The following is a 20084-nucleotide window of genomic DNA, read 5'->3' on the forward strand; positions in this document are numbered from 1 at the left end:
CGGTCCTCGCGCGCCACGCCAAATGACTTCACGCCACAGAGAGGCCTGCAATGACTGTCGAATCGCAACCTTCCAGCCAGGGCATCGGCGCTTCACTGCCACGCAAGGAAGACGATCGCTTCATGCGCGGTCGCGGCAACTACATCGGCAACATCCGCTTTCCCGGCATGCGCGACGTCGCGTTCGTGCGCAGCCCGGTCGCCCACGGGCACATTCTGCAGATCGAAAAACCCGTCGGCCTTGAGGGCTCGGTCTACACCCTGGACGACCTGATTGGCGTGAAGCCCATCGTCGCCAATTCCGGATTGCCCGGCTTCAAGACCTCCGAGCAACCGGTGCTGGCCAGCGGCAAGGTGCGCCAGGTGGGCGAGATGATCGCCATGTGCGTGGCCGACACCCGCGCGCAAGCCGAAGACATTGCCGGCGCGACCTTCGTCGATTTCGACGAGCTGCCGGCGGTGGTCGACATGCTCGCCGCCCGTGAGCCGGGTTCGGCGCTGGTGCATGAACACTGGGGCGACAACGTTTTTCTGGAAACCACGGTGGACGCCGATCTCGACGAGATCCGCCAGCGGGCCGCGATTCATGTGCATCGCGTGCTGCGCACTGCCCGCCAGAGCATGGCGCCCATGGAAGGTCGGGGCGTGGTCGCGTATTGGGACCGGCGCCTGAGTCAACTGGTGGTGTACACCTCGGCGCAGATGCCGCACATCAACCGTACCGGGCTGGCCGGGTGCCTGGGGCTGGACGAAGGCAGCGTGCGGGTGATCTCGCCGGACGTCGGCGGCGGCTTTGGTTACAAGGGCATTCTGCTGCCTGAAGAAGTCTGCGTGGCCTGGCTGGCGATGCACCTGGACCACCCGGTGCGCTGGATCGAAGACCGCCGCGAGCAACTGGTCGCCAACGCTAACTGCCGCGAGCATCACTACGACATCCACGCCTACGCCGACAAAGACGGCCGTCTGCTGGCCGTGGACTGCGAGGCGCATGTGGATTCCGGCGCCTATTCGTCGTACCCGTTTTCCGCCTGCCTTGAGGCAGCGCAAGTGGCGAGCATTCTGCCCGGCCCCTACAAGATGGAACGCTACCGTTGCCGCACCTGGTCGGTGGCCACCAACAAACCACCGATCCTGCCGTACCGCGGCGTAGCCCGGACCGGCGTGTGCTACGCCATCGAAACGGTGATGGACGCGATTGCCATCGAAGCAGGCCTCGAGCCGTTCGAAGTGCGCTTGCGCAATCTGGTGCAGCCCCAGGAGATGCCCTACGACAACATCACCCGCAAGCATTTCGACAGCGGCGACTACCCCGAGGCCGTGCGCCGGGCGATCAAGGCCATCGACCTGCCAGCGGTGCGCGCGCGGCAACAGCAGGCTGAGGCTGACGGGCGTCTGATCGGTGTCGGCTTGGCGGTGTTCTGCGAGCAGGGCGCCCACGGCACGTCGGTGTATTTCGGCTGGGGCATCCCGATGGTGCCGGGCCGCGAACCGGCAAGCCTGCGCCTGACCCCGGACGGCATTCTGGAGATCCGCGTGGGCGTGCACTCGCACGGGCAAAGCATGGAAACCACCCTGGCACAGATCGCCAACGAGGTGCTCGGCGTTGATCCGCAGCGGGTGCGCATCGTCTTCGGCGACACCGGCATGACCCCGTATTCAACCGGCACCTGGGGCTCGCGCTCCATCGTCATGGCCGGTGGTGCAGTGGGGCAGGGCTGCAAACTGTTGCGCGACCGGCTGCAGCACGTCGGCGCTTATGTGCTCAAGGATCCGCTGGACAGCGTCAGCTGGAGCGAAGGCGGCGTTACCGGCCCTTCGGGCCACATCGGCCTGAGCGAACTGAGCCGCATCTGGTACCTGCAACCCCAGCGTCTGCCGCCGGACACCCACGAAGGCGGGCTGGAAGTGCACACCACCTACCAGGCGCAGCGCGACACCGGCACCTTCAGTTATGCGTGCCACGCGGTGGTAGTCGCGGTGGATCCACAGCTGGGTAAAACAGAGATTCTGGATTACGCCATCGTCGAGGACGGCGGCAAGTTGATCAACCCGATGGTCGTCGATGGCCAGGTGTACGGCGGTGCGGCCCAGGGCATAGGCACGGCGCTGTACGAAGAAATGCCCTACAGCAAAGAGGGCCAGCCGTTGGCCTCGACGCTGGCCGATTACATCCTGCCAGGGGCGACCGAAGTCCCGTCGATCCGCATCGAGCACATGGAAACCCTGGCGCCGTACACCTCGTTCGGCCAGAAGGGCATCGGCGAAAGCGGCGCGATCGGGTCGCCCGCCGCCATTGCCAACGCCATCAACGACGCCTTGCGTCCACTGGGGGTCGAGGTGGCGCAACTGCCGTTGTCGCCGCGTGTGGTGTTTGCCGCGCTGGCGAACAAACAGCGCCAGACCGCGCCTGCCGAACCCATGGAGGTCATGTCATGAAGGCCGTGTCTTTCGAGTATCAATCCCCGGCCAGCGCCGCCGGGGCGGTCAAGCTGCTGCACGCCAGTGAAGGCATGGGCAAGATCGTGTCCGGCAGCCAGTCGCTGGGTCCGATGATGAATTTGCGCCTGGTGCAGCCCGAGCAACTGATCGACGTGCGCCGACTCGCCGAACTGCACGGCGTGTTGGAGGAGGGCGGCAGCATTGTGCTGGGCGCCGCCACCACCCACGCCGACATCGAGGACGGCATCGTCGCCGATCCGTCTCAGGGCCTGATGCCTTACGTGGCGCGCGGCATCGCTTACCGCGCCGTGCGCAATCGCGGGACCCTGGGCGGCAGCCTGGCTCATGCCGATCCGGCCGCCGACTGGATAAACGTGATGGCGCTGCTGGATGCCGACATTCTGCTGCTGGGCCCGCCAGGCGAGCGTAGCGTCAAGGCCGCCACGTTCATGCTCGGCGCGTTCACCACCGAGCTGGCTGAAGACGAAATCATCCGTGCCGTGCGCATCCCGCGCCTGAGTGCGGGGGCGCGCTGGAGCTACTACAAATTCAATCGCAAGACCGGCGAGTTCGCTGAAGCCATTGCTGCGTTCGTCGACGATCCCCTGCGCGGCGTGCGTCGGGCCATCATCGGCGCGGTAGACGGCGCACCGCAGGTGATCGAAGACGCGAGCGCGCTGATAGATGCCTGGGATGATGCGCTGGCCGATCCGTGGTTGCTGGCGGCCGGTATCGAACCGGACAGTTACGAATACCACATCCATCGAGTGGCGCTGCAACGCGCCGCCGAGCAATTGTCTTGCCCTCGCGGAGCCCTGTCATGACGCAACTGAAACTGACGGTCAACGGCAAAGCGGTCAGCGCCGACGTGGAACCGCGCACTCATCTGGCGGATTTCCTGCGCGAGGAACGGGTGCTCACCGGCACCAATATCGGCTGTGAACAAGGCGTTTGTGGCGCCTGCACGGTGATGATCGACGGCGCGCCAATGCGTTCGTGCATCGTCTATGCCGCAGCCTGCGACGGCGCCGAGGTGCGCAGCATCGAAGACTTCGACAACGACCCGGTGATGGTGCAGCTGCGCGCCGCGTTCACGGCCGAACACGCGTTGCAATGCGGTTACTGCACACCCGGCATGCTCGCCACTGCACGGGACATTGTGTTGCGCATCCCCCATGCCGACGAGGCACGCATTCGCCATGAACTGTCGGGCAACCTGTGCCGATGCACCGGCTACGTCGGGCTGGTCAAGGCCATCACACGGGTCCTCGATCAACGGCGCGAACGGTCGCCGGCCTGATCCCATTACGAGGTAACACGCAGTGGATATCGAACAAAGCTTCAGCGTACCGTTCAGCCCCGAGCGGGTCTGGAACAGCTTTCTGGACGTGGAAGGCATCGTCACCTGCCTGCCCGGCGCCTCCCTGACCGAGCCACCACAGGGCGATCAACTGGCCTTGGCGATGACGGTCAAACTGGGGCCGATCGTGGCGGCGTTCAAAGGCGAGGGCCAGATGAAACTGGACGCGGCCAACCACACAGGCGTCGTCAGCGGGCAGGGCAACGACCGCAAGAGCGGCTCCCGGGTCAAGGGCACGGCGACGTTTGCACTGCTCGCGGACGGCGCGGGCGGGACGCGAGTGAATGTGGTGGTGGACTACTCGATCACCGGGTCGCTTGCACAGTTTTCCCGTGGCGGGATCGTGCGCGAACTGGCGACGCGGATGACGGATGCGTTTGCCACCAACCTCAAGGCAAGGCTGGAAGCGGCTAACGAGGGGGTCGTTGAGGCGGTGCCGACTGCTGGAGTCGAACCGGTTGCTTTGGACGCTCCGGTCGCTGCTCAGGCCTCAGTGGGGGAGGAGCTTGGCGCCCCGTCCGCCGCACTGGCATCCGCCACCCCCGTTGAGCCTGTCGCCGCAGGCCATCAGGCCCAACCCGCGCCGTCTCGCCCGGCAGCGGCACCGCCGCTGGACCTTGGCAACCTGTTTTGGGGCGTACTGCTCAACCGCGTGCGCAGCCTGTTCGGCCTCAAACCCAAGACCCGCTGCCCGACCTGCGGCAAGTGATCCTTCCTGCGTGCTGATCAGTGATTGCTCAATGCTTCTGCCGAAGGCGTGGGAGCTGGCTTGCCTGCGATCTGCCGGGGGCGCTCGACCGCGAAGCGGCGGCAAAGGCGGCACGCCGGTAGATCGGATACACCACCGAGGAAGGGTTTGATGACTGCTTCGCAGCCAATCGCGGGCAAGCCACGCTCCTACGCCCTCCGGGCAGAAGCGGTTTACATGCGGAGCGGGAGAAAGATCGACCCGTCGAGCGACACCTGCCAATTCACTCTTCCCGTCCCAGCTTGAACGGGGCGCTGCCGACGTCGTTGTTGGCTTCCACCAGCCGGATCAGTTGCAGCATGAACAGCGCCCGTTGGGCTTCCGGGATCTGCTCGATGGTGCGGTCGTGGGCGCGCTTTACGTTCTCGTCCATTTTCTTGAGCAGATAAAGCCCTTTGCGGCTGAGTTTGACCAGCTTCACCCGGCGATCCTCTGTGCTTTGGCGGCGCTGCAGCAGGCCGCGCGCCTCAAGCCTGGGGATGACTTCGGCGACGCTGGTGCGCTCCAGGCCGATCTCATGGGACAACGTGTTCTGGTCCATCTCCCCGTGGGTGCCCAGCGCAGTCATCAGGCTGTATTGGACGGGCGTGATGTTGAACTCGCGGGTTTCCTCCAGAAACAATCCGCAGTGAATCTGGTGCAGACGGCGAATCAGAAAGCCCGGGCGTCCGAGCAACGCTGAGCGGCCAAGGGCGGCAGTCAATTCGGTCTGCAGGTCATCGTCTTGCGTCGTAGTCATGGGTAGCGAATAAACCTGTTGTCAGTGGAGCCGACGAAGGCCAGGAACCAGGCCGGTACATGTACGCCGGGAGCGGCCGATTATAGGGCAAAAAAGTGGCATGCCTCTTTGTTTTACATCACGCCTGCCTGCACACCAATGCATTCGAAGGTGGCCTGATGTGTGGCATACCTCTGAGTGCGCATGCATGGTGCGGCAGGACTTCAAACGGTGCAGCGGGAGCGATAACCCACAGCTTCACTGCGCATAAAAGCAGGTATGCCACGTTTATTTACTAACGGATAAAACGTTTAACTTCAACCGGATAGGATTTTCAGGGCGAATAGATGACAAGAGCTGGCACAGCGATTGCGTCACACCCTTCACCCAAGACTCTTCCAGAAGACTTCCATGAAAACGATCCTTCTTTACGGCGGTCGTGTTATCGATCCTGCAAATTCCATTGATACTGTTTGCGATGTGCTGATTGAAGGGGATCGCATCAAGGCGGTCGGCAACTTGCGCGATACCGCTACCGCCCAGGGCGCCGATCTGATCGACTGCACCGGCAAGCTGGTCCTGCCGGGGCTGATCGACACCCACAGCCACGTCTATCAATACGTCACGGGCCGTTTTGGCTTGAATGCCGATATGTGCGGCGTTCACTCTGGCGTGACGACCCTGATCGACCAGGGCGGCGCAAGCTGCATGACCTTGCCGGGCTTTCGACAATTCATCGCCGAGCCGGCCCACAGCCGGGTGCTGTCCTTTCTGTCGGCGTACCTGGTGGGCGGGCTTGAGGGGCATTTCTACCCGGAGCTGTACCGCCCCGAATGTGCGGACGTCGCCGCGACGGTCAAGTCCGCCCTGGCCAACAGCGACATCGTCAAAGGCATCAAGGCCCATGCCGAACTCGGTGGCTTTGCCCGCTGGGGGCTGGACGTGATGAAAAAGGCCGCGCAGATCGGCGAGCAGACCTCGCTCCCGGTGTATATCCACTTCGGCCAGCTGTGGCCGATGCCTGACCAGCCCGAATACGACATCGACCCCGACAGTATTTTTCCCCAAGTGCTGGACCTGCTGAAGCCGGGTGATGTGTTGGCGCACCCGTTCAGTCGTCATCCGGGCGGCTTCGTCGAACAGAACGGCCAGATGCATCCACTGGTCAGCGAGGCCATCGAGCGCGGGCTGAAAGTGGATGTCGGGCACGGCTCGCACTTCAGTTACAAGATGGCGGCCAAAGTCATTGACGCAGGCGTGGTGCCAGACACCTTGGGTTCGGACATGCACGGCTACAACACCACCGTCCCGGCACCGGCGGGTACGCCGGACGAGCATCCGGATGAAGAGCATTTGTTTACCGGCACCTCTCGCTTCAGCCTGGTGTCGACCATGGTCAGCATGATGGCGCTGGGGTTGAGCCTTGAGCAACTGGTGCCGATGGTGACCAGCAACGCGGCAAAACTGGCGGGCATGAGCGATGAGATCGGCACGTTGGGCGTCGGCCGCGAAGCTGATGTCAGCGTGCTGAGCGACGAACAGGGCGCCTGGCTGCTGCGTGATAACGAGGGCACCGAAGTCATCGCCCGACGCATGCTGCAACCGGTGTTCTGCCTGCGCGCCGGCAAACGCTTTGACGCCACGGCGCAGATTCTGCCCGTTCCGCGCGTCGCCTGACCGAAGGTTTGCCCGCCATGAACGCAGCGTCGAAGCTCACTGATGATCAACGGCCTGCTTTGCAGGCTGCGCTGGATCGGCTGTACGCCGTAAGGCCGGTATGGAACAACGTGCTCAGCGCCCGCGAGGCCGTGGCCCTTGAACCCTTGACCCTGCTGCATGCCGGGCCGCCATTTGCGAATCCTTGCCAGCCCAGTGCCCCGGTGCTGTCCTCGGCCGTGCTGTGCTGCCTTTACGAAGGCTGGGCGAGCAACGAACCAGACGCCGAAGCGATGATCGCCGATGGGCGAGTGCGTCTGTTGCCGGCACAGGATTACCGTATCGTCACGCCGCTGGCCGCCGTGATTTCGCCGTCCACCAGCCTGGTTGAAGTACGAGACGCGGCGCAGCCCAATGGCCCGCGTTGCTGGTCACTGCTGGGCAGCGGCTTCGGTCCGCAACTGCGTTTTGGTTCGCGCAACCCTGCGATCCTGCAGCGTCTGGCCTGGCGCGATGAGCAGCTGGGCCCGGTCTTGCGCGGCCTGGTGAGCGCCTCACCCATTGCGTTGATTCCCCTGGCCGTCGCGGGTTTGCGCGGCGGGGATGATCTGCACAGCCGCACAACGTTTGCCACCGCCGCATTGCTGGATCAATTGTCCCCAGCTCTGGAAGTGGCTGAGGTGCGGGCGATGCTCGAAACCACGCCGCTGTTCTTCCTCACCCTGTGGATGGCCGCCTGCTATCTGATGCTGGACGCGACGCGCAGCGACGATCCGCAGCAGGCCAACCGGCTGGTGCTGGCGTTGGCGGGCAACGGCATCGACGCCGGTGTCAGGCTCGCCGATGCGCCAGAGGTGTGGATCACCGGGCGGGCCCACGTGCCGCAGGGCCCGAGGATGTCGCCGGGTGATCGGCCTAGCGGCCCGATGCTGGGTGACAGCGGTGTAATCGATGCCGCCGGATTCGGCGCTCAGGCGTGGCGCTACACCGCCGAGGTCGCCAGCGACATGCGCGGCTGGTTGCCAGGCGCGCCCGAGGAGCCGCCGCAGTGGCTGGTCGGCACTCACCCTGATTTCGCGGAGTTTGGCCTGGGCAGCGCAGTGGATGCGTCGCGGGTGTCACACCTTCAACCCACGCCGCGAGTGGCCATCGCCATGCTCGACGCCTTCGGCGAACAAGGCCTGTTGGGGCGAGGGGTGTGCCTCACTGAACCGACGCTGTTCGGGATAGCGCCAGTGACGGCACCGCTGATCAACGACCCTCTAACCCTCGCCGGGTTAAATGAGGCGTTTACGCGGTACGAGCGCGCGCTGACCGGCAACGACGTAAATGTGCTCGACGAGCTGTTCTGGGACAGCCCCCACACCTTGCGCTATGGCGCTGGGGAGCATTTGTACGGCTACGCGTCGATCCAGGCGTTTCGTCGTGCGCGCCCCGGTAAAGGGCTCGACCGGACGATACTGGAACGCTCAGTGACCAGTTTCGATGACACCTTTGCCGTGACCAACATCGTCTTCAGCCGCGAAGGGCAAGCGCGGCTGGGGCGGCAAACGCAAAGCTGGGTGCGCATCGCCGGAAACTGGCGGATTGTGGCGGCCCACGTCAGTTGGATGGACCTGTGAACCCGCGATTGCCGCCGGGGTGGAGATGGCTTTCCTGGCGCAGGACACTTCGACAGCCGCCTGCGTGCATTGCAGAAAGTGAAAGGGTGAATTGAGAGTGGCGGTCATTCTCGACTAAAGACGTAATGCTTACGATGGACTGAATCCATTTGTGAGCAGGCCCGACATGAAAACCTTACCTTCGAGCATGACGGATAACACGACCCGCCCAGTGTCTGACGTGAGCAGACGGAAGATCTTACAAGCCACCATGGTGGGCGCAGCGTCCGCACTGGTCGCACCGCTGGCGAGCGCCACTGCAAGTCCGGGTAACCGCTCGGCCAGCAAGGACAACGTGGTGGCGCGGGACGATGCGTTTCGCGTGACGTTCAACCGGCAGAAGGTGGGGGATGTCGACGTCTTCTATCGTGAAGCCGGACCCAAAGACGCCCCGGTGCTTCTGCTGCTGCACGGTTTCCCGACCGCCAGCCACATGTTCCGCCATTTGATGCCTTTGTTGGCAAACCAATACCGCCTGATCGCGCCGGACTTGCCCGGGTTCGGCAACACCACAGCGCCGGCGCGCGGTCAGTTCGCGTACACGTTTGACAATCTCTACAAGGTCATCGAGCGCTTTACCGAGGCCTTGGGGCTCAAGACCTACAGCCTGTACGCCTTCGATTATGGTGCGCCCGTCGGCTTTCGTCTGGCGGCTGCAAACCCCCACAAAGTCACCGCAATCATCAGCCAGAATGGCAATGCGTACCTGGAAGGTTTCAGCGATCAGTGGGATGCCTGGCAGGCCTACTGGAAGGACCCGTCGGCGGCCAATCGCGAAGCCTGTCGCTCCGCGCTGTCGCCGGCTACGATCCGGGACTGGCAGTACGGAACGGGAGCCGACCCTGAAAAACTGTCGCCCGATGGTTACAACCTGGATATTTTCTACATGGCGCGGCCCGGCGCGGAAGAGATTCAACTCGACCTGATACTCGATTACCGCAGCAACGTGGCGGCCTATCCAGCATTCCAGGCCTATTTTCGGCAATACCAGCCGCCGTTGCTGGCGGTATGGGGCAAACATGATCCGGCCTTCATCCCACCGGGCGCTGAGGCCTATCGAAAAGACCTCCCCAACGCTGAAGTGCATCTTCTGGACGCCGGCCACTTCACGCTTGAAACACACGCGCCGGAAGTGGCGGAATACATTCGCGACTTCCTCTCGCGAAAGCTGGGCGCGTAGGCGCTGCCAGGGGCTGCAATGTGGATTGCCTGACACACCGCATCGCAGCCTTCGGCAGCTCGGCAGCTCCTACAGGGGAAATCCTTTCCACTCCGATCAGTATCTGTTGGCGCGTTCATCCGCTCGGTTGAGCACACTGCTGCGCATCACTGGCTCTGGGAATACCGCGCCGGCGCCAGTCCGGTGTAGCGGGCGAAGGCCACGCTGAAGGCGCTCGCCGAGCCGTATCCGACCCGTTGGGCGATTTCGGTGATGCTGCAGTCCTTGCTTCGCAGCAGGTTTTTGGCCAGCGCCATCCGCCACGCGAGCAGGTAGGCCATGGGGGCCATGCCCAACGCTTGAGTGAAGCGTTCAAAGAAGGTCGAGCGGGACAGGGCGGCTTCCCGGGCCAGTTGCACCACCGTCCACGACCGGCCCGGGTGTTCGTGCATTTGCCGGATGGCCACGGCCAGGCGTTCGTCACCCAGCCCGCGCAGCAGCCCGGGGGAGGAGGTCACGTTCGCGGTTGAGCGCAGGGCTTCGATAAACAGCACTTCCAGCAAATGCGCCAGAATCACCTCCCGCGCCGGGCATTGCGCGCGGGCCTCCTCGGTCAGCAGTTCCACCAGCGTTGCCAGCCGCCGCTCACCGCGGATGTGCACCCACTGCGGCAGCAGCGACACCAGCAACGCCGCGTCCGGTGAGCCAAACGTGCAATTGCCCACCAGCAATTGCACATCGGCCGGGACGTCGGGCGTGCCGACACGCATGTCACGTGGGCGTATCTCAACGGGCACCGTATCCGCTGCGTCGTCTGCCATCGGCGCAAGGCTGGCCATGGTGAAGTCATGGACCGCCGGGATGAGCACGAAGTCGCTGGCCTGGAGGACCATCGGCGGTTGGCCCACCACGGAGAGCCGGCATCCGCCCTCAAGAATCGCGCAGTAGAAGGGTTGACCGGTCTCCTGGCGGCGCACGCGCCAGGCACCGGCGCCGCTGACCACCTTGGACATGGAAGCGGCGGGCTGCAGCAGGGTGACCACTTCGGCGAGCGGATCGAGCATTTCGGACTCCTGCACATGATCGGCGGACGTTTGATGATTTAACGTCCGGTTACAACAGCCTATGGTTGCAGTCCTGTCAATCACCCGAGGGAATCCACCCATGAAAACCGTCCTGATTACCGGCTGCTCCTCTGGCTTCGGCCTGGCCACCGCGCAGTATTTTCTCGAGCGAGAGTGGAAGGTTGTCGCGACCATGCGCACGCCGAATGACACCCTGTTCCCCGCGTCCGAGCACCTGCGCGTGCTTGCGCTGGACGTGACCGATCCGAACAGCATCCAGCAGGCGGTCGACGCCGCAGGGCCGATCGACGTGCTGGTCAACAACGCCGGGATCGGTTTGCTCGGCGCGCTGGAAGGGATTTCGTTGCCCGCCATCCGTGACATTTTTGAGACCAACACCTTTGGCACCATGGCGCTGACTCAGGCGGTGCTGCCACAGTTCCGCCAGCGCAAGGCCGGGGTGATCATCAACGTCACCTCGAGCGTGACGATCAAATCACTGCCGCTGCTCAGCGTGTACACCGCGAGCAAGGCAGCGGTGAATGCGTTTACCGAGTCACTGGCGCTTGAGCTTGAGCCGTTCAATGTGCGGGTGAACCTGGTGCTGCCGGGCCGCGCTCCCGACACGGATTTCGGCAAAAACGCCCGGCCCCGCATGGACGGCACCATCCCCGAGCCCTATGCCGAACTGGCGCAGCAGGTGATGAGCGAATGGTCGAAAGCCACCGTGGTCACTGAAGCGCAGGATGTGGCCGAAGCCGTGTGGCGTGCGGCAACCGACCCCGCGACGCCAATGCGCCTTGCGGCGGGGGCGGATGCCATTGAATGGATGAAAAAAAGCGCAACCGCCTGAATGGTTGCCAGGCGGTTGCCGTTAAAAAGGCAAAAGATGTCCGCGGTGTGTACCCGTGAGCACGGACTTGTCCGCGCAGGGGGGCGGTACATCCGCTGCCTCTCTGTGGCCGGACATACCGCATCGCGAGCAAGCTCACTCCTACAACGTGATGCGTTTACTGGACAGATCACAGATCCCGTGGGAGCGAACCTGTTCGCGAAGAGGGCGGTACATCCAACACATCTTCTTGGCATGCAACATCGTATTCGCGGGCAAGCCTCGCTCCAACAATGTACGGGGTTGTCGAATGCCCGATCTGACACAAAACCCGTGTAGGCGCTGCCGAAGGCTGCGATCAAGGTTCATCTGACACACCGCATCGCAGCCTTCGGCGGCTCGGCAGCTCCCACAAGTCTTATGCCAGGCTGGAGGGCGGTGTTGTCCAGCGGTCGCGGCAGATTCCACTCCGACTGCCATTCCCGTGGGAGCGGACCTGTCCGCGAAGAGGACGGTACATCCGCTGCATCTCTGTGGCCGGACATACCGCATCGCGAACAAGTTCGCTCCTACAGGTGTTGTGTGGCTCGCGTGGACTTCCGGTGTTGGAGCGAGGCTTGCCCGCGAATTCGGTGGTTGAGGCGACGAAGATGCGTTGGATGGCCGGCCCTCTTCGCGGACAGGTCCGCTCCCACGGGTCATGGGTCGTATCGCCAACCCTGGACAACCCCACCATCCACGCCAGGCACCCAACCTGTAGGAGCGAACTTGTTCGCGAAGAGGGCGGTACGTCCGCTGCACCTCTGTGGCCGGACATACCGCAATCGCGAGCAAGCCCACTCCCACCACTGGCGACCAGATTCAAACGCTTCGCCGGCAGGCGTCGCTCAAACAGATCAATCACCCCGCGCTCAGCGTTAGACGGGTCTGGCGAAGTGCGGGGACTGGCCGAAGGATTCGATCAGCAGGTCGATGAGGACGCGGATCTTGCGGGCCGGGTGTTGGCCGGGTGGGCGCACGACGTAGGCGCCTGCCGGGGGTGGTGGGTAGCCGGTCATGATCGGCACCAGCGCGCCGGAGATGAGGTGGTCGTGGGTGAGGCAATCGGGCAGGTACGCGATGCCGAGCCCTGCGGTGGCAGCGGCGACCAGCGCGGTGCCGTTGTCGGCCTTGAAGCGCCCCCGTGGACGCACCGTGATCACCTTGTCCCCTTCAAGGAATTGCCAGGTTTCGGTGCCCTGCATGAGCGCTTCATGGTCGGCAAGTTGTGCCGGCGATTCAGGCGCTCCCGTTGTCTTCACATAATCGGGGCTGGCCACGAGCTTGGTGTAAACCGGCCCGATGCAGCGGGCGATCAGGTTCGAATCCGGCAGGTAGCCGACCCGTATCGCGCAATCGAAACCCTCGGCAATCAGGTCGACGAAACGGTCGCTGTAGCAAGTCTGAAGCTGTAGCTGCGGGTGACGGCGCGCCATTTCCGCGAGCATGGGGGCGAAGTGGGTCGGGCCGAAAGACAACGGCACCGCCACGCGCAGACGGCCGCGAAGGGCGCCGGTGGGCATCAGGGTTTCTCTGGCGTTGTCGATCTCGGTGCAGACGCGGGCCGCGTAATCGCGGAATGTGGCCCCGGCTTCGGTGAGCGCTGCCCCGCGCGTAGTGCGGGCCAGCAGCTGGATGCCCAGTTCGGCTTCAAGCCTGGCCAGGCGGCGACTGACGATGGATTTGGACACGCCCAGCCGCAGCGCCGCCGGTGACAGGCCTCCGGCATCGGCCACTTCCACGAAGGTGTGCAGCGCTTCGATATCCATGTTCGCGTTCCCCTTTTTGCAACACAGCAAGCCTCGGGATGCTACTACCGCATCGATTGCTGGAACAGCACAATCCTGGCTTCTGGCAACGTCGCCGCTGGCGCACGTCTCCGGGAGCACCCAACCGCTTCACGCCTCCGTGTGTCGTCGTCACGGCAGTAACCCTGCGTGGCCCGAGGCTGGCGGCGTGTCGCTCAACGACAAAAAGGACCTGCACATGGCAAGCGAAATCATCCGCAACCCCCTGACCGACCACCTGTTGTCGCCGGAAAACTCGGCGTTGATCATCATCGACTACCAGCCAATTCAGGTGTCTTCGATTCGCTCAATGTCCCGCGACGAACTGGTGTTCAACATCACCAGCGTCGCCAAGGCGGCCGTCAACTACAACCTGCCGATCATCCACTCGACCGTCAACGTCGCCACCGGCCGCAACAAGCCGCCAATCCGGGAATTGCAGGCGGTGCTCGGTCATCTGCCGACCTACGACCGCACGTCCATCAACAGCTGGGAGGACACCGAATTCAAGCAGGCAGTCAAAGCCCTCGGCCGCCGAAAACTCATCATGACCGCGCTCTGGACCGAAGCCTGCCTGACGTTCCCGGCACTCGACGCGCTGCAGGAAGGCTACGAGGTTTACGTGCCGGTCGATGCAGTGGGCGGCACGTCCAGCGCCGCCCACGAAGCCGCGCTGCGCCGGATCGAGCAAGCCGGCGGGAAACTCATCAGCCGGGTGCAGCTGTACTGCGAACTGCAGCGCGACTGGGCGCGGGAATCGACGGTTCCCGGTTTCATGGGCGTCTTCGACAACGCCGACGGTTTCAACGTCGAAAAGGCGGATTGATACACCGACGTCGGACGCCGCTGTTGGCGATGCGTAAAGAGGGGGGCGCCGGCCAATAGCGGTGCCCCCTTCGTTAGCGTTCGCACCACTTAACCGGACCGAACAGCGACCGGCTGCCGTGCCAGGGTCACGCTTAACGCTGCGCCCGCCGCGAGGCAGCCGGCGATGCAGAAAAGGGACACGACGAAGGCCTGAGCAATAGCGGCTTCGTCAGTACGGGCCCCCAACTGGGTGTAGAAAATGCCCCCGATCACCGCGACGCTCAGGGACGTACTCACTTGCAGGGTTGAACTGGTGATCCCCGCGATCATGCCGGAAAAAGCCGGAGCGACGCGGCTGGTCACCATCCGCATCAGCGTCGGGAACGCGAGTCCCTGCCCGAACCCGATCACGAACAGGAGCGCCGCCAGCAGCCGGGGCGACGGGGAGACAGTGGTCGGCGTCACCAGGATGAGCCAGGCGAGGGCAAGGAATCCGACGACCTCCAGGCCCATGCCCACCGGATTGACGTAGGCGCCGACGACCCGCCTGGCGTAGGGCGCTGACAGCGGTCCCAGCAGAAAACCGGCGCCGAACGGCAGGAAGATCAGCCCCGCACTGAGCGCGGTCGCATGCAGCGCGCCCTGCAGGTAGATCGACAGCAGGAGAAAAAAGACCCCGATCATGTAGAACGACAGGGCCACCAGCAACGCCCGACCCAACCCCGGCGCCTGCAGCGCGGCGGGATTGAGCAACGGTGCGCCGCCGGCAAGGTGCAGGCGGGTTTCATAGCGCCAGAACAGCCAGGCCAACACCGGCACCGCCATGAGCGACAGCCAGGACCACCACGGCCAGCCCGCTTCACGCCCCTCGATCAAGGGCACGATCAGCGCGCTCAGTGTCAGCATCGACAGCGCCGTACCGCCCAGGTCCAGCCGGCTGGCATGCCGCGCACGGGTTTCCTTGAGCAGCGGAAGGCCGAACAACACCACCAACAGCGCAATGGGCAGATTGACCAGGAAGATCGCCCGCCACCCCAGGCCCAGCACGTTCAGGGCAATCAGGATCCCGCCCAGCGCCTGACCTACCACCGACGCCAGGCCGAACACCGCGCCATACAGACTCAACGCCAACGGCTTCTCGGATTCGGGAAACAGCACCTGCACCGATGCCAGCGCCTGAGGTGCCATGACGGCCGCCGTCAGCCCCTGCAGCGCGCGTCCGGCAATCAGCACCCAGGGCGATCCGGCCAGACCGCACAGCAATGACGCGGCGGCAAAGCCCATCAGGCCGAGAAAAAACATCCGGCCACGGCCGTACAGGTCGCCCATCCGCCCGCCGGTGATGAGGGTCACCGCGTACAGCGCCGCATAGGCGGAAATGACCAACTGCTCGGCAGAGGACGTCGCGCCCAGTTCAACCTGAATCGAGGGCAGTGCGACGTTGACGATGAAAAAATCCAGGGGCGGCAGAAACGCCCCGACCAGCAATACCATGAACATCAGCCAGCGTTTGCGCTGCAGCGGGATGACTTCGATTTGGGACATGGAGCGCCTCCGTCAGGATGCAATGAGTTCCAGAATGGGGCGCAAGCCTATGAACCGCGCAGGCCTCGCGTCAACGGCATTCAGGCGGTTTACCCCCCACAAAAATGAACGCCGGATCTGCACCCCTGGCAGTCCCGCTGAGCGTTGCCAGGTTGCAGACTGACAGCGCCTGCCGGTCCCTGCGGCCGACGAAATTTCACTCTGATTAAGGAGGGCGTCATGACCCTTGAAACCCTTATCGCTCGCCTCGATGCCCTGGAAAGTCGTGCAGCGATAGAAACGCTGATGTCTGCTTACGCCAACGCGTTTGATCGCCTGGATGCGGACCTGCTGAACAGCCTCTGGCATGCCGATGCCACCCTCGAGCTGCCAGGCTTCGGCAGCGCAGGCAGTCGCGACGAGATACAGGCAATGGCCGAGCGCAGTTGGCAGCAGATGCCGCACATGCACCACTGGATGGCCAACCCGCTGATCCATATCGACGCCGACGTGGCGACGGCAACGGTCGCGGCCGATTGCCTGTTCCACGACATCGAAAAGGGGCCGGTGCAGGTCAGTGGCTTGTACCACGACCGGTTCGAACGCCGAGACGGGCAGTGGCGCTTCGCATCCCGGTATTTTGAACTGCACTTCCTCACGCCCTTGCCGAACTGGCAGCCCATCGCCGGTTCGGAGTCCTTCGCCCGTCCGTGAACCTCAGGCACGCCGCTCGAAGCCGTCGCGATGGAATAATCCCGGCGGCTCGGCTGTCAACCCGGCAGCCAAGGCGCTGGCGGACTCATGGAGTACGCCGATGCGCCGAGCTGTCAGGCGGCGCGGCCGATACTCAGGCGCGAGGTTGAGTGCCGGTACACAGCTCGCCGGTTGCCCGGACCAGCGCCAGCGCGTGCAACGGATCGCGCGCCAGGTGCGGCCGGGCCTGGTTCAACCAGGCGGAGCAGGCCGGGTGTGACCTGAAGGGACTGAACGCGGCGTATTGCGCCAGCAGGCGTGTCTGGAGTTCGTCGAGCCTGGGGCGGATCTCGTCCTTCAAGTCCGGCCGTTTGGTGGCCGGGGCTTGACCGGCGGTTTGCCATGCGGCGAGCAAGCCATACTGAACGAGCTTGTTCGCTTCGATCTGAGCGGCCAGCAACTGACCGACCTCGTCCTCGCTCACGCCGTATTGTCTGGCCTGTTGTAGCGCGTTAGCGATGACCTGGGCTTCTCTGTCGCTGTCCTGGATGGGCTTGGCGCTGTCCCATTTGGTCAGCGCAACCAGGTCGGCGATGTCGAGACGTTGGCTAAGGGTGGCCAACAACGGTTCCAGCGTTTCGGGGGCGGGTTCCACCGCGCTGTTGGCAGGTTGCGCGGCGAGGGCCTTGACGCACACGAGCAGCAGCGGCAGCAAGGCGATTTTAATGACAGGTTTGAGCAGCATGTGGGGCCCTCGGGCAGCCTGGGTGTGCGGCTGCGCCAGCGATTGCGGGATGGGGAGCAGGGCGCATGGACGCCTTCAGCCCGGCGAAAACCGGACCGAGATTGGCATCATCGGCAGGTTTTGTCAGCCTTTGGTCACACTGGCAAATGCCGACCAGTCCTGGTCGGCCAGCCCTTGGGCCATGGCTGTGTTCATTCTGGATCGCACCACGTCGGCAGCCGGCAGCGGCAGGCCTTTCGGGCGAGCGGCATCGAGCGCGAGGTTGATATCCTTTAGGCCCAGGGACAGCTTGAAGCCCGGCTCATAGCGACCGTTCACGATGTTCTGGCCATAACGCTGATAGCTGGGGCAGGCGAACAGGGTCTGGGTCACGACGTCGATAAACGCCGCCGCGCTCAGGCCGTAGCAATCGGCGAGTCCGGTGGCTTCGGCGAGGGATTCGATGGCCTGGGTGATCATCATGTTGCCGGCGATCTTGGCGATGCAGGCCTGGACCGGCTGCTGGCCCAGGCGCCAGGTCTTTTTGCCGAGCAGATCAAACAGGGGCTGGACCTTCGCGATTGCCTCATCGGGGCCTGCGGCCAGAATATTCAGTTCACCCCTGGCCGCCACTGCCGGCACCCCGAATACCGGCGCGGCGACCAGCAGCAGACCGAGCCCCTGGTGCAGGGTGTGCAGTTCCTCCATCAGCTGCGGTGAAAGCGTGGACATGACCACATGCACGCAGCGCTTGTCCGCCGTCGCCAGGATCCCCGACGACAGCACGACTTCCCGCACAGCGTGGTCGTCGGCCAGCAGGCTGAAGACAACGTCCTGCTCGAAGGCCACTGCGGGAGACTCCAGCACCTGTACCCCTGGCAAATCGTCCAGCGCCTGGGGATGACGGTTCCAGACAAAGACCGAATGACCCGCGTCCACCAGCAACGGGATGATCGCGCGGCCCATGCTGCCCGCACCCAAAAATCCAATGTTCATCGATAATCTCCCACGCTGATACCCGCAAAATAATGGTCAGCCCAGTGTGCGAGCGCCGGACTTGCGAGGGCAGTGCCATTGCTGCAACCTCGGCGTTCATTTTTGTACGAGGTGCGCCATGGATTGGAACGACCTGCGCGTGTTTCTTGCAATCGCCCGAAGCGGATCACTGGGCGCCGCGGCCAGGCAGTTGGGCATCAGTCATCCCACCGTCGGACGGCGTCTGCACGTGCTTGAAGAGGCCAGCGGCCAGGTGTTTTTCCGTCGCACTGCGCAAGGCCTGGTACTGACTGACCGGGGCGAGCAGATTCTCAGTCTGGCTGAAGCGATGGAGCACAGTGCGCTGGCCATCGAGCGGCGTCTGGCCGGGCACAGCGACCAGCCGGAAGGGTTGTTGCGGATTTCGTCCGCGGACTGGTTCGCCTGTTATGTGCTGGCGCCTGTGCTCGGCGAGCTGTCACGGCGCTATCCGCTGATTGTCCCCGAGATCATTCCCGGCCACCGGCTGTTCGATCTGCCCCGCAGAGAAGCCGATATCGCCTTCCGCATCGTGCCGTTCACCGAACCCGACATCGTGCAACGCCGTTTGACCACGATGCCGTACGGCCTTTACGCCGCCGTCGGGACGCCAACTCCCCAGCCAGAGGGCGCCGGCCTCGGGCTGATCACCATGAACACCGCCCAGGCCCATTACCCCGACGTGCTCTGGCTCCAGCAGCGTTACCCGCTGGCGCGCACGGTCTTCACCAGCAGCAGTCGCTCGGTGCAGGCGCAGATGTGTGCCAACGGGCTGGGCCTCGCCGTGCTGCCACGGGCGCTGGGCGATCAACTCCCGGCACTCAGGCGGCTGGAGGTCGACGAAGCGCCGCCGGGCCGTGACATCTGGATGGGCTATCACCACGACATGCGGCAGATGGACCGGTTGCGCGCGCTCGCGGACCTGGCTGCCTCGATGATCGGGACGGCAGACACTACCGGTTGAAAAAGCGTTCGAGGTCGGCGATCAACCCCGGCCCTTTGGGCTGCCAACCCAAGCGCGTTCGCGTCTTGTCGCTCAGGCTGGACATGTCCTTGCCCACAAAGCTCGACAGCCAGCCGAAGTTCGCTATCGCTTCATCGGCTGGCACCGAAACGGTGGGCACGCCCAGGCCGTCGCCGATGGTTTGCGCAATAAGGCGAAACGCGATGCGGGATTCGGCCGTGGCGTGGTAACGGGCGCCGGGCTGATGCTTTTCCAGGGCCAGGCGGTACAAGTGCGCGGTGTCCGTCAGGTGCGCGGCAGACCACTGATTAAGGCCCTCATCGATAAACGCCGAGACGTTTTTGTCCCGTGCCTGCTTGATGACCTCGGTGATCAAGCCTTGCTTCACCGGGTTGTGGATTTGTGAAAGCCGCATCACCACCACGTTGAGCCCCCGTTGCAAGAGCGCCTCGCCCGCCAATTCGGAGGCCACGCGTGGATTGGGGTGCTCAGGGTTGAAATGATCCTCATCGGCGGGCTGTCCTGGCGCGGGCGAGCCAATCGGCGTGCCGGAGGTGATGATCAGCGGCCGGTCCGAACCTGCCAGTGCGGCACCCAGGGCCGCAATCGCCCGTGAGTCCTTCTGGCAATTGGCGACGAAGTGGGCGAAATCGTGATCGAAGGCCGTGTGAATGACAGCGTCGCACTGCTCGGCACCGCGTTGCAGGCTGGCCAGATCTTCAAGCGTGCCGTGATGGGGTTCGGCGCCCATCGACAGCAGCTCACGGGCGCCGGCCTCTGAACGCGTCATCCCGAGCACCTGGTGGCCAGCGTCGAGCAATTCACGGGCGACCTGGGCGCCGATAAAACCTGTAGAACCGGTAAGAAATACACGCATGGCTGAATTCTCTCTTTGC

General features: G+C 63.9%; 18 protein-coding genes. 11 read left to right on the forward strand and 7 right to left on the reverse strand.

Features of this window, described 5'->3' with window-relative positions; genetic code table 11:
- The first annotated feature begins 50 nt into the window (after positions 1–50).
- From ABQX22_RS04760 to ABQX22_RS04775, 4 genes are read left to right on the forward strand one after another with little or no spacing between them, the layout of a single operon-like run.
- Entirely contained in the window at positions 51–2435 is a 2385-nt protein-coding gene (locus ABQX22_RS04760; protein ID WP_349797001.1) for a xanthine dehydrogenase family protein molybdopterin-binding subunit, read from the forward strand.
- A complete protein-coding gene (locus ABQX22_RS04765; RefSeq protein ID WP_349797003.1) occupies positions 2432–3262 on the forward strand; it encodes an FAD binding domain-containing protein in 831 nt (276 codons plus the stop codon). The genes ABQX22_RS04760 and ABQX22_RS04765 overlap by 4 nt, the downstream gene beginning before the upstream one ends.
- Positions 3259–3738 carry a (2Fe-2S)-binding protein gene (locus tag ABQX22_RS04770; RefSeq protein WP_349797005.1) on the forward strand — a complete coding sequence of 160 codons (480 nt, stop codon included), beginning with the start codon at positions 3259–3261 and terminating at the stop codon, positions 3736–3738. The genes ABQX22_RS04765 and ABQX22_RS04770 overlap by 4 nt, the downstream gene beginning before the upstream one ends.
- Before the next feature lie 22 nt (positions 3739–3760).
- Positions 3761–4507: an SRPBCC family protein gene (locus ABQX22_RS04775; protein ID WP_349797007.1), complete on the forward strand. Its 747-nt coding sequence runs from the start codon at positions 3761–3763 to the stop codon at positions 4505–4507.
- A gap of 262 nt (positions 4508–4769) precedes the next feature.
- On the opposite strand, the gene ABQX22_RS04780 is transcribed toward ABQX22_RS04775, so the two are convergent.
- On the reverse strand, positions 4770–5285 hold the full coding sequence (locus ABQX22_RS04780) for a MarR family winged helix-turn-helix transcriptional regulator (RefSeq protein ID WP_349797009.1): 516 nt from the start codon (positions 5283–5285) through the stop codon (positions 4770–4772).
- 390 nt (positions 5286–5675) lie between these two features.
- Here ABQX22_RS04780 and ABQX22_RS04785 point away from each other — a divergent pair, with 390 nt between their 5' ends.
- From ABQX22_RS04785 to ABQX22_RS04795, 3 genes are all read left to right on the forward strand, one after another.
- Positions 5676–6941, forward strand: a complete 1266-nt coding sequence (locus ABQX22_RS04785) for an amidohydrolase/deacetylase family metallohydrolase (protein ID WP_349797011.1) — start codon at positions 5676–5678, stop codon at positions 6939–6941.
- A gap of 17 nt (positions 6942–6958) precedes the next feature.
- Positions 6959–8542, forward strand: coding sequence for an oxalurate catabolism protein HpxZ (gene hpxZ / locus ABQX22_RS04790; protein ID WP_349797013.1), 1584 nt, complete (start codon positions 6959–6961; stop codon positions 8540–8542).
- A gap of 166 nt (positions 8543–8708) precedes the next feature.
- Positions 8709–9761, forward strand: a complete 1053-nt coding sequence (locus ABQX22_RS04795; protein WP_349797015.1) for an alpha/beta fold hydrolase — start codon at positions 8709–8711, stop codon at positions 9759–9761.
- Positions 9762–9907: 146 nt separating this feature from the next.
- Here the strand turns inward: ABQX22_RS04795 and ABQX22_RS04800 are convergent, their stop codons facing one another.
- Entirely contained in the window at positions 9908–10804 is an 897-nt protein-coding gene (locus tag ABQX22_RS04800; protein WP_349797017.1) for an AraC family transcriptional regulator, read from the reverse strand.
- 100 nt (positions 10805–10904) lie between these two features.
- Between ABQX22_RS04800 and ABQX22_RS04805 the strand changes: the two genes are divergently transcribed.
- The gene (locus ABQX22_RS04805) at positions 10905–11657 is read left to right on the forward strand and encodes an SDR family oxidoreductase (RefSeq protein ID WP_349797019.1); all 753 of its coding nucleotides are present in this window, start codon (positions 10905–10907) and stop codon (positions 11655–11657) included.
- A gap of 896 nt (positions 11658–12553) precedes the next feature.
- Here ABQX22_RS04805 and ABQX22_RS04810 read toward each other — a convergent pair.
- Entirely contained in the window at positions 12554–13444 is an 891-nt protein-coding gene (locus ABQX22_RS04810; RefSeq protein ID WP_349797021.1) for a LysR family transcriptional regulator, read from the reverse strand.
- A gap of 217 nt (positions 13445–13661) precedes the next feature.
- Here ABQX22_RS04810 and ABQX22_RS04815 point away from each other — a divergent pair, with 217 nt between their 5' ends.
- Entirely contained in the window at positions 13662–14288 is a 627-nt protein-coding gene (locus tag ABQX22_RS04815) for a hydrolase (RefSeq protein ID WP_349797023.1), read from the forward strand.
- 89 nt (positions 14289–14377) lie between these two features.
- Here ABQX22_RS04815 and ABQX22_RS04820 read toward each other — a convergent pair whose 3' ends face one another.
- Positions 14378–15814, reverse strand: coding sequence for an MFS transporter (locus tag ABQX22_RS04820; protein WP_349797025.1), 1437 nt, complete (start codon positions 15812–15814; stop codon positions 14378–14380).
- Positions 15815–16033: 219 nt separating this feature from the next.
- On the opposite strand from ABQX22_RS04820, the gene ABQX22_RS04825 reads away from it, so the two are divergent.
- Entirely contained in the window at positions 16034–16507 is a 474-nt protein-coding gene (locus ABQX22_RS04825; protein WP_349797027.1) for a nuclear transport factor 2 family protein, read from the forward strand.
- A 133-nt stretch (positions 16508–16640) separates the two neighbouring features.
- On the opposite strand, the gene ABQX22_RS04830 is transcribed toward ABQX22_RS04825, so the two are convergent.
- A complete protein-coding gene (locus ABQX22_RS04830; RefSeq protein WP_349797029.1) occupies positions 16641–17231 on the reverse strand; it encodes a chorismate mutase in 591 nt (196 codons plus the stop codon).
- Between the two features lie 123 nt (positions 17232–17354).
- Positions 17355–18206 (reverse strand): NAD(P)-dependent oxidoreductase, encoded by an 852-nt coding sequence (locus ABQX22_RS04835; RefSeq protein WP_349797031.1) that lies wholly within the window; start codon positions 18204–18206, stop codon positions 17355–17357.
- Positions 18207–18324: 118 nt separating this feature from the next.
- On the opposite strand from ABQX22_RS04835, the gene ABQX22_RS04840 reads away from it, so the two are divergent.
- Entirely contained in the window at positions 18325–19188 is an 864-nt protein-coding gene (locus ABQX22_RS04840) for a LysR family transcriptional regulator (RefSeq protein ID WP_349797033.1), read from the forward strand.
- Here the strand turns inward: ABQX22_RS04840 and ABQX22_RS04845 are convergent.
- Positions 19178–20065 carry an SDR family oxidoreductase gene (locus ABQX22_RS04845; RefSeq protein WP_349797035.1) on the reverse strand — a complete coding sequence of 296 codons (888 nt, stop codon included), beginning with the start codon at positions 20063–20065 and terminating at the stop codon, positions 19178–19180. The genes ABQX22_RS04840 and ABQX22_RS04845 overlap by 11 nt on opposite strands.
- Between the last annotated feature and the right edge of the window lie 19 nt (positions 20066–20084).

It is taken from the genome of Xanthomonas sp. WHRI 1810A (assembly GCF_040202885.1).
Taxonomy (GTDB): domain Bacteria; phylum Pseudomonadota; class Gammaproteobacteria; order Pseudomonadales; family Pseudomonadaceae; genus Aquipseudomonas.

Excerpts from the sequence above, each read along its gene's own strand:
- ABQX22_RS04800 (WP_349797017.1), bottom strand. The coding sequence starts at position 10,804 with ATGCTCGATCCGCTCGCCGAAGTGGTCACCCTGCTGCAGCCCGCCGCT.
- ABQX22_RS04765 (WP_349797003.1), top strand. The coding sequence starts at position 2,432 with ATGAAGGCCGTGTCTTTCGAGTATCAATCCCCGGCCAGCGCCGCCGGG.
- ABQX22_RS04795 (WP_349797015.1), top strand. The coding sequence starts at position 8,709 with ATGAAAACCTTACCTTCGAGCATGACGGATAACACGACCCGCCCAGTG.
- ABQX22_RS04785 (WP_349797011.1), top strand. The coding sequence starts at position 5,676 with ATGAAAACGATCCTTCTTTACGGCGGTCGTGTTATCGATCCTGCAAAT.
- ABQX22_RS04815 (WP_349797023.1), top strand. The coding sequence starts at position 13,662 with ATGGCAAGCGAAATCATCCGCAACCCCCTGACCGACCACCTGTTGTCG.
- ABQX22_RS04805 (WP_349797019.1), top strand. The coding sequence starts at position 10,905 with ATGAAAACCGTCCTGATTACCGGCTGCTCCTCTGGCTTCGGCCTGGCC.
- ABQX22_RS04830 (WP_349797029.1), bottom strand. The coding sequence starts at position 17,231 with ATGCTGCTCAAACCTGTCATTAAAATCGCCTTGCTGCCGCTGCTGCTC.
- ABQX22_RS04810 (WP_349797021.1), bottom strand. The coding sequence starts at position 13,444 with ATGGATATCGAAGCGCTGCACACCTTCGTGGAAGTGGCCGATGCCGGA.
- ABQX22_RS04820 (WP_349797025.1), bottom strand. The coding sequence starts at position 15,814 with ATGTCCCAAATCGAAGTCATCCCGCTGCAGCGCAAACGCTGGCTGATG.
- ABQX22_RS04770 (WP_349797005.1), top strand. The coding sequence starts at position 3,259 with ATGACGCAACTGAAACTGACGGTCAACGGCAAAGCGGTCAGCGCCGAC.
- ABQX22_RS04840 (WP_349797033.1), top strand. The coding sequence starts at position 18,325 with ATGGATTGGAACGACCTGCGCGTGTTTCTTGCAATCGCCCGAAGCGGA.
- ABQX22_RS04845 (WP_349797035.1), bottom strand. The coding sequence starts at position 20,065 with ATGCGTGTATTTCTTACCGGTTCTACAGGTTTTATCGGCGCCCAGGTC.
- ABQX22_RS04825 (WP_349797027.1), top strand. The coding sequence starts at position 16,034 with ATGACCCTTGAAACCCTTATCGCTCGCCTCGATGCCCTGGAAAGTCGT.
- ABQX22_RS04780 (WP_349797009.1), bottom strand. The coding sequence starts at position 5,285 with ATGACTACGACGCAAGACGATGACCTGCAGACCGAATTGACTGCCGCC.
- ABQX22_RS04835 (WP_349797031.1), bottom strand. The coding sequence starts at position 18,206 with ATGAACATTGGATTTTTGGGTGCGGGCAGCATGGGCCGCGCGATCATC.
- ABQX22_RS04760 (WP_349797001.1), top strand. The coding sequence starts at position 51 with ATGACTGTCGAATCGCAACCTTCCAGCCAGGGCATCGGCGCTTCACTG.
- hpxZ (WP_349797013.1), top strand. The coding sequence starts at position 6,959 with ATGAACGCAGCGTCGAAGCTCACTGATGATCAACGGCCTGCTTTGCAG.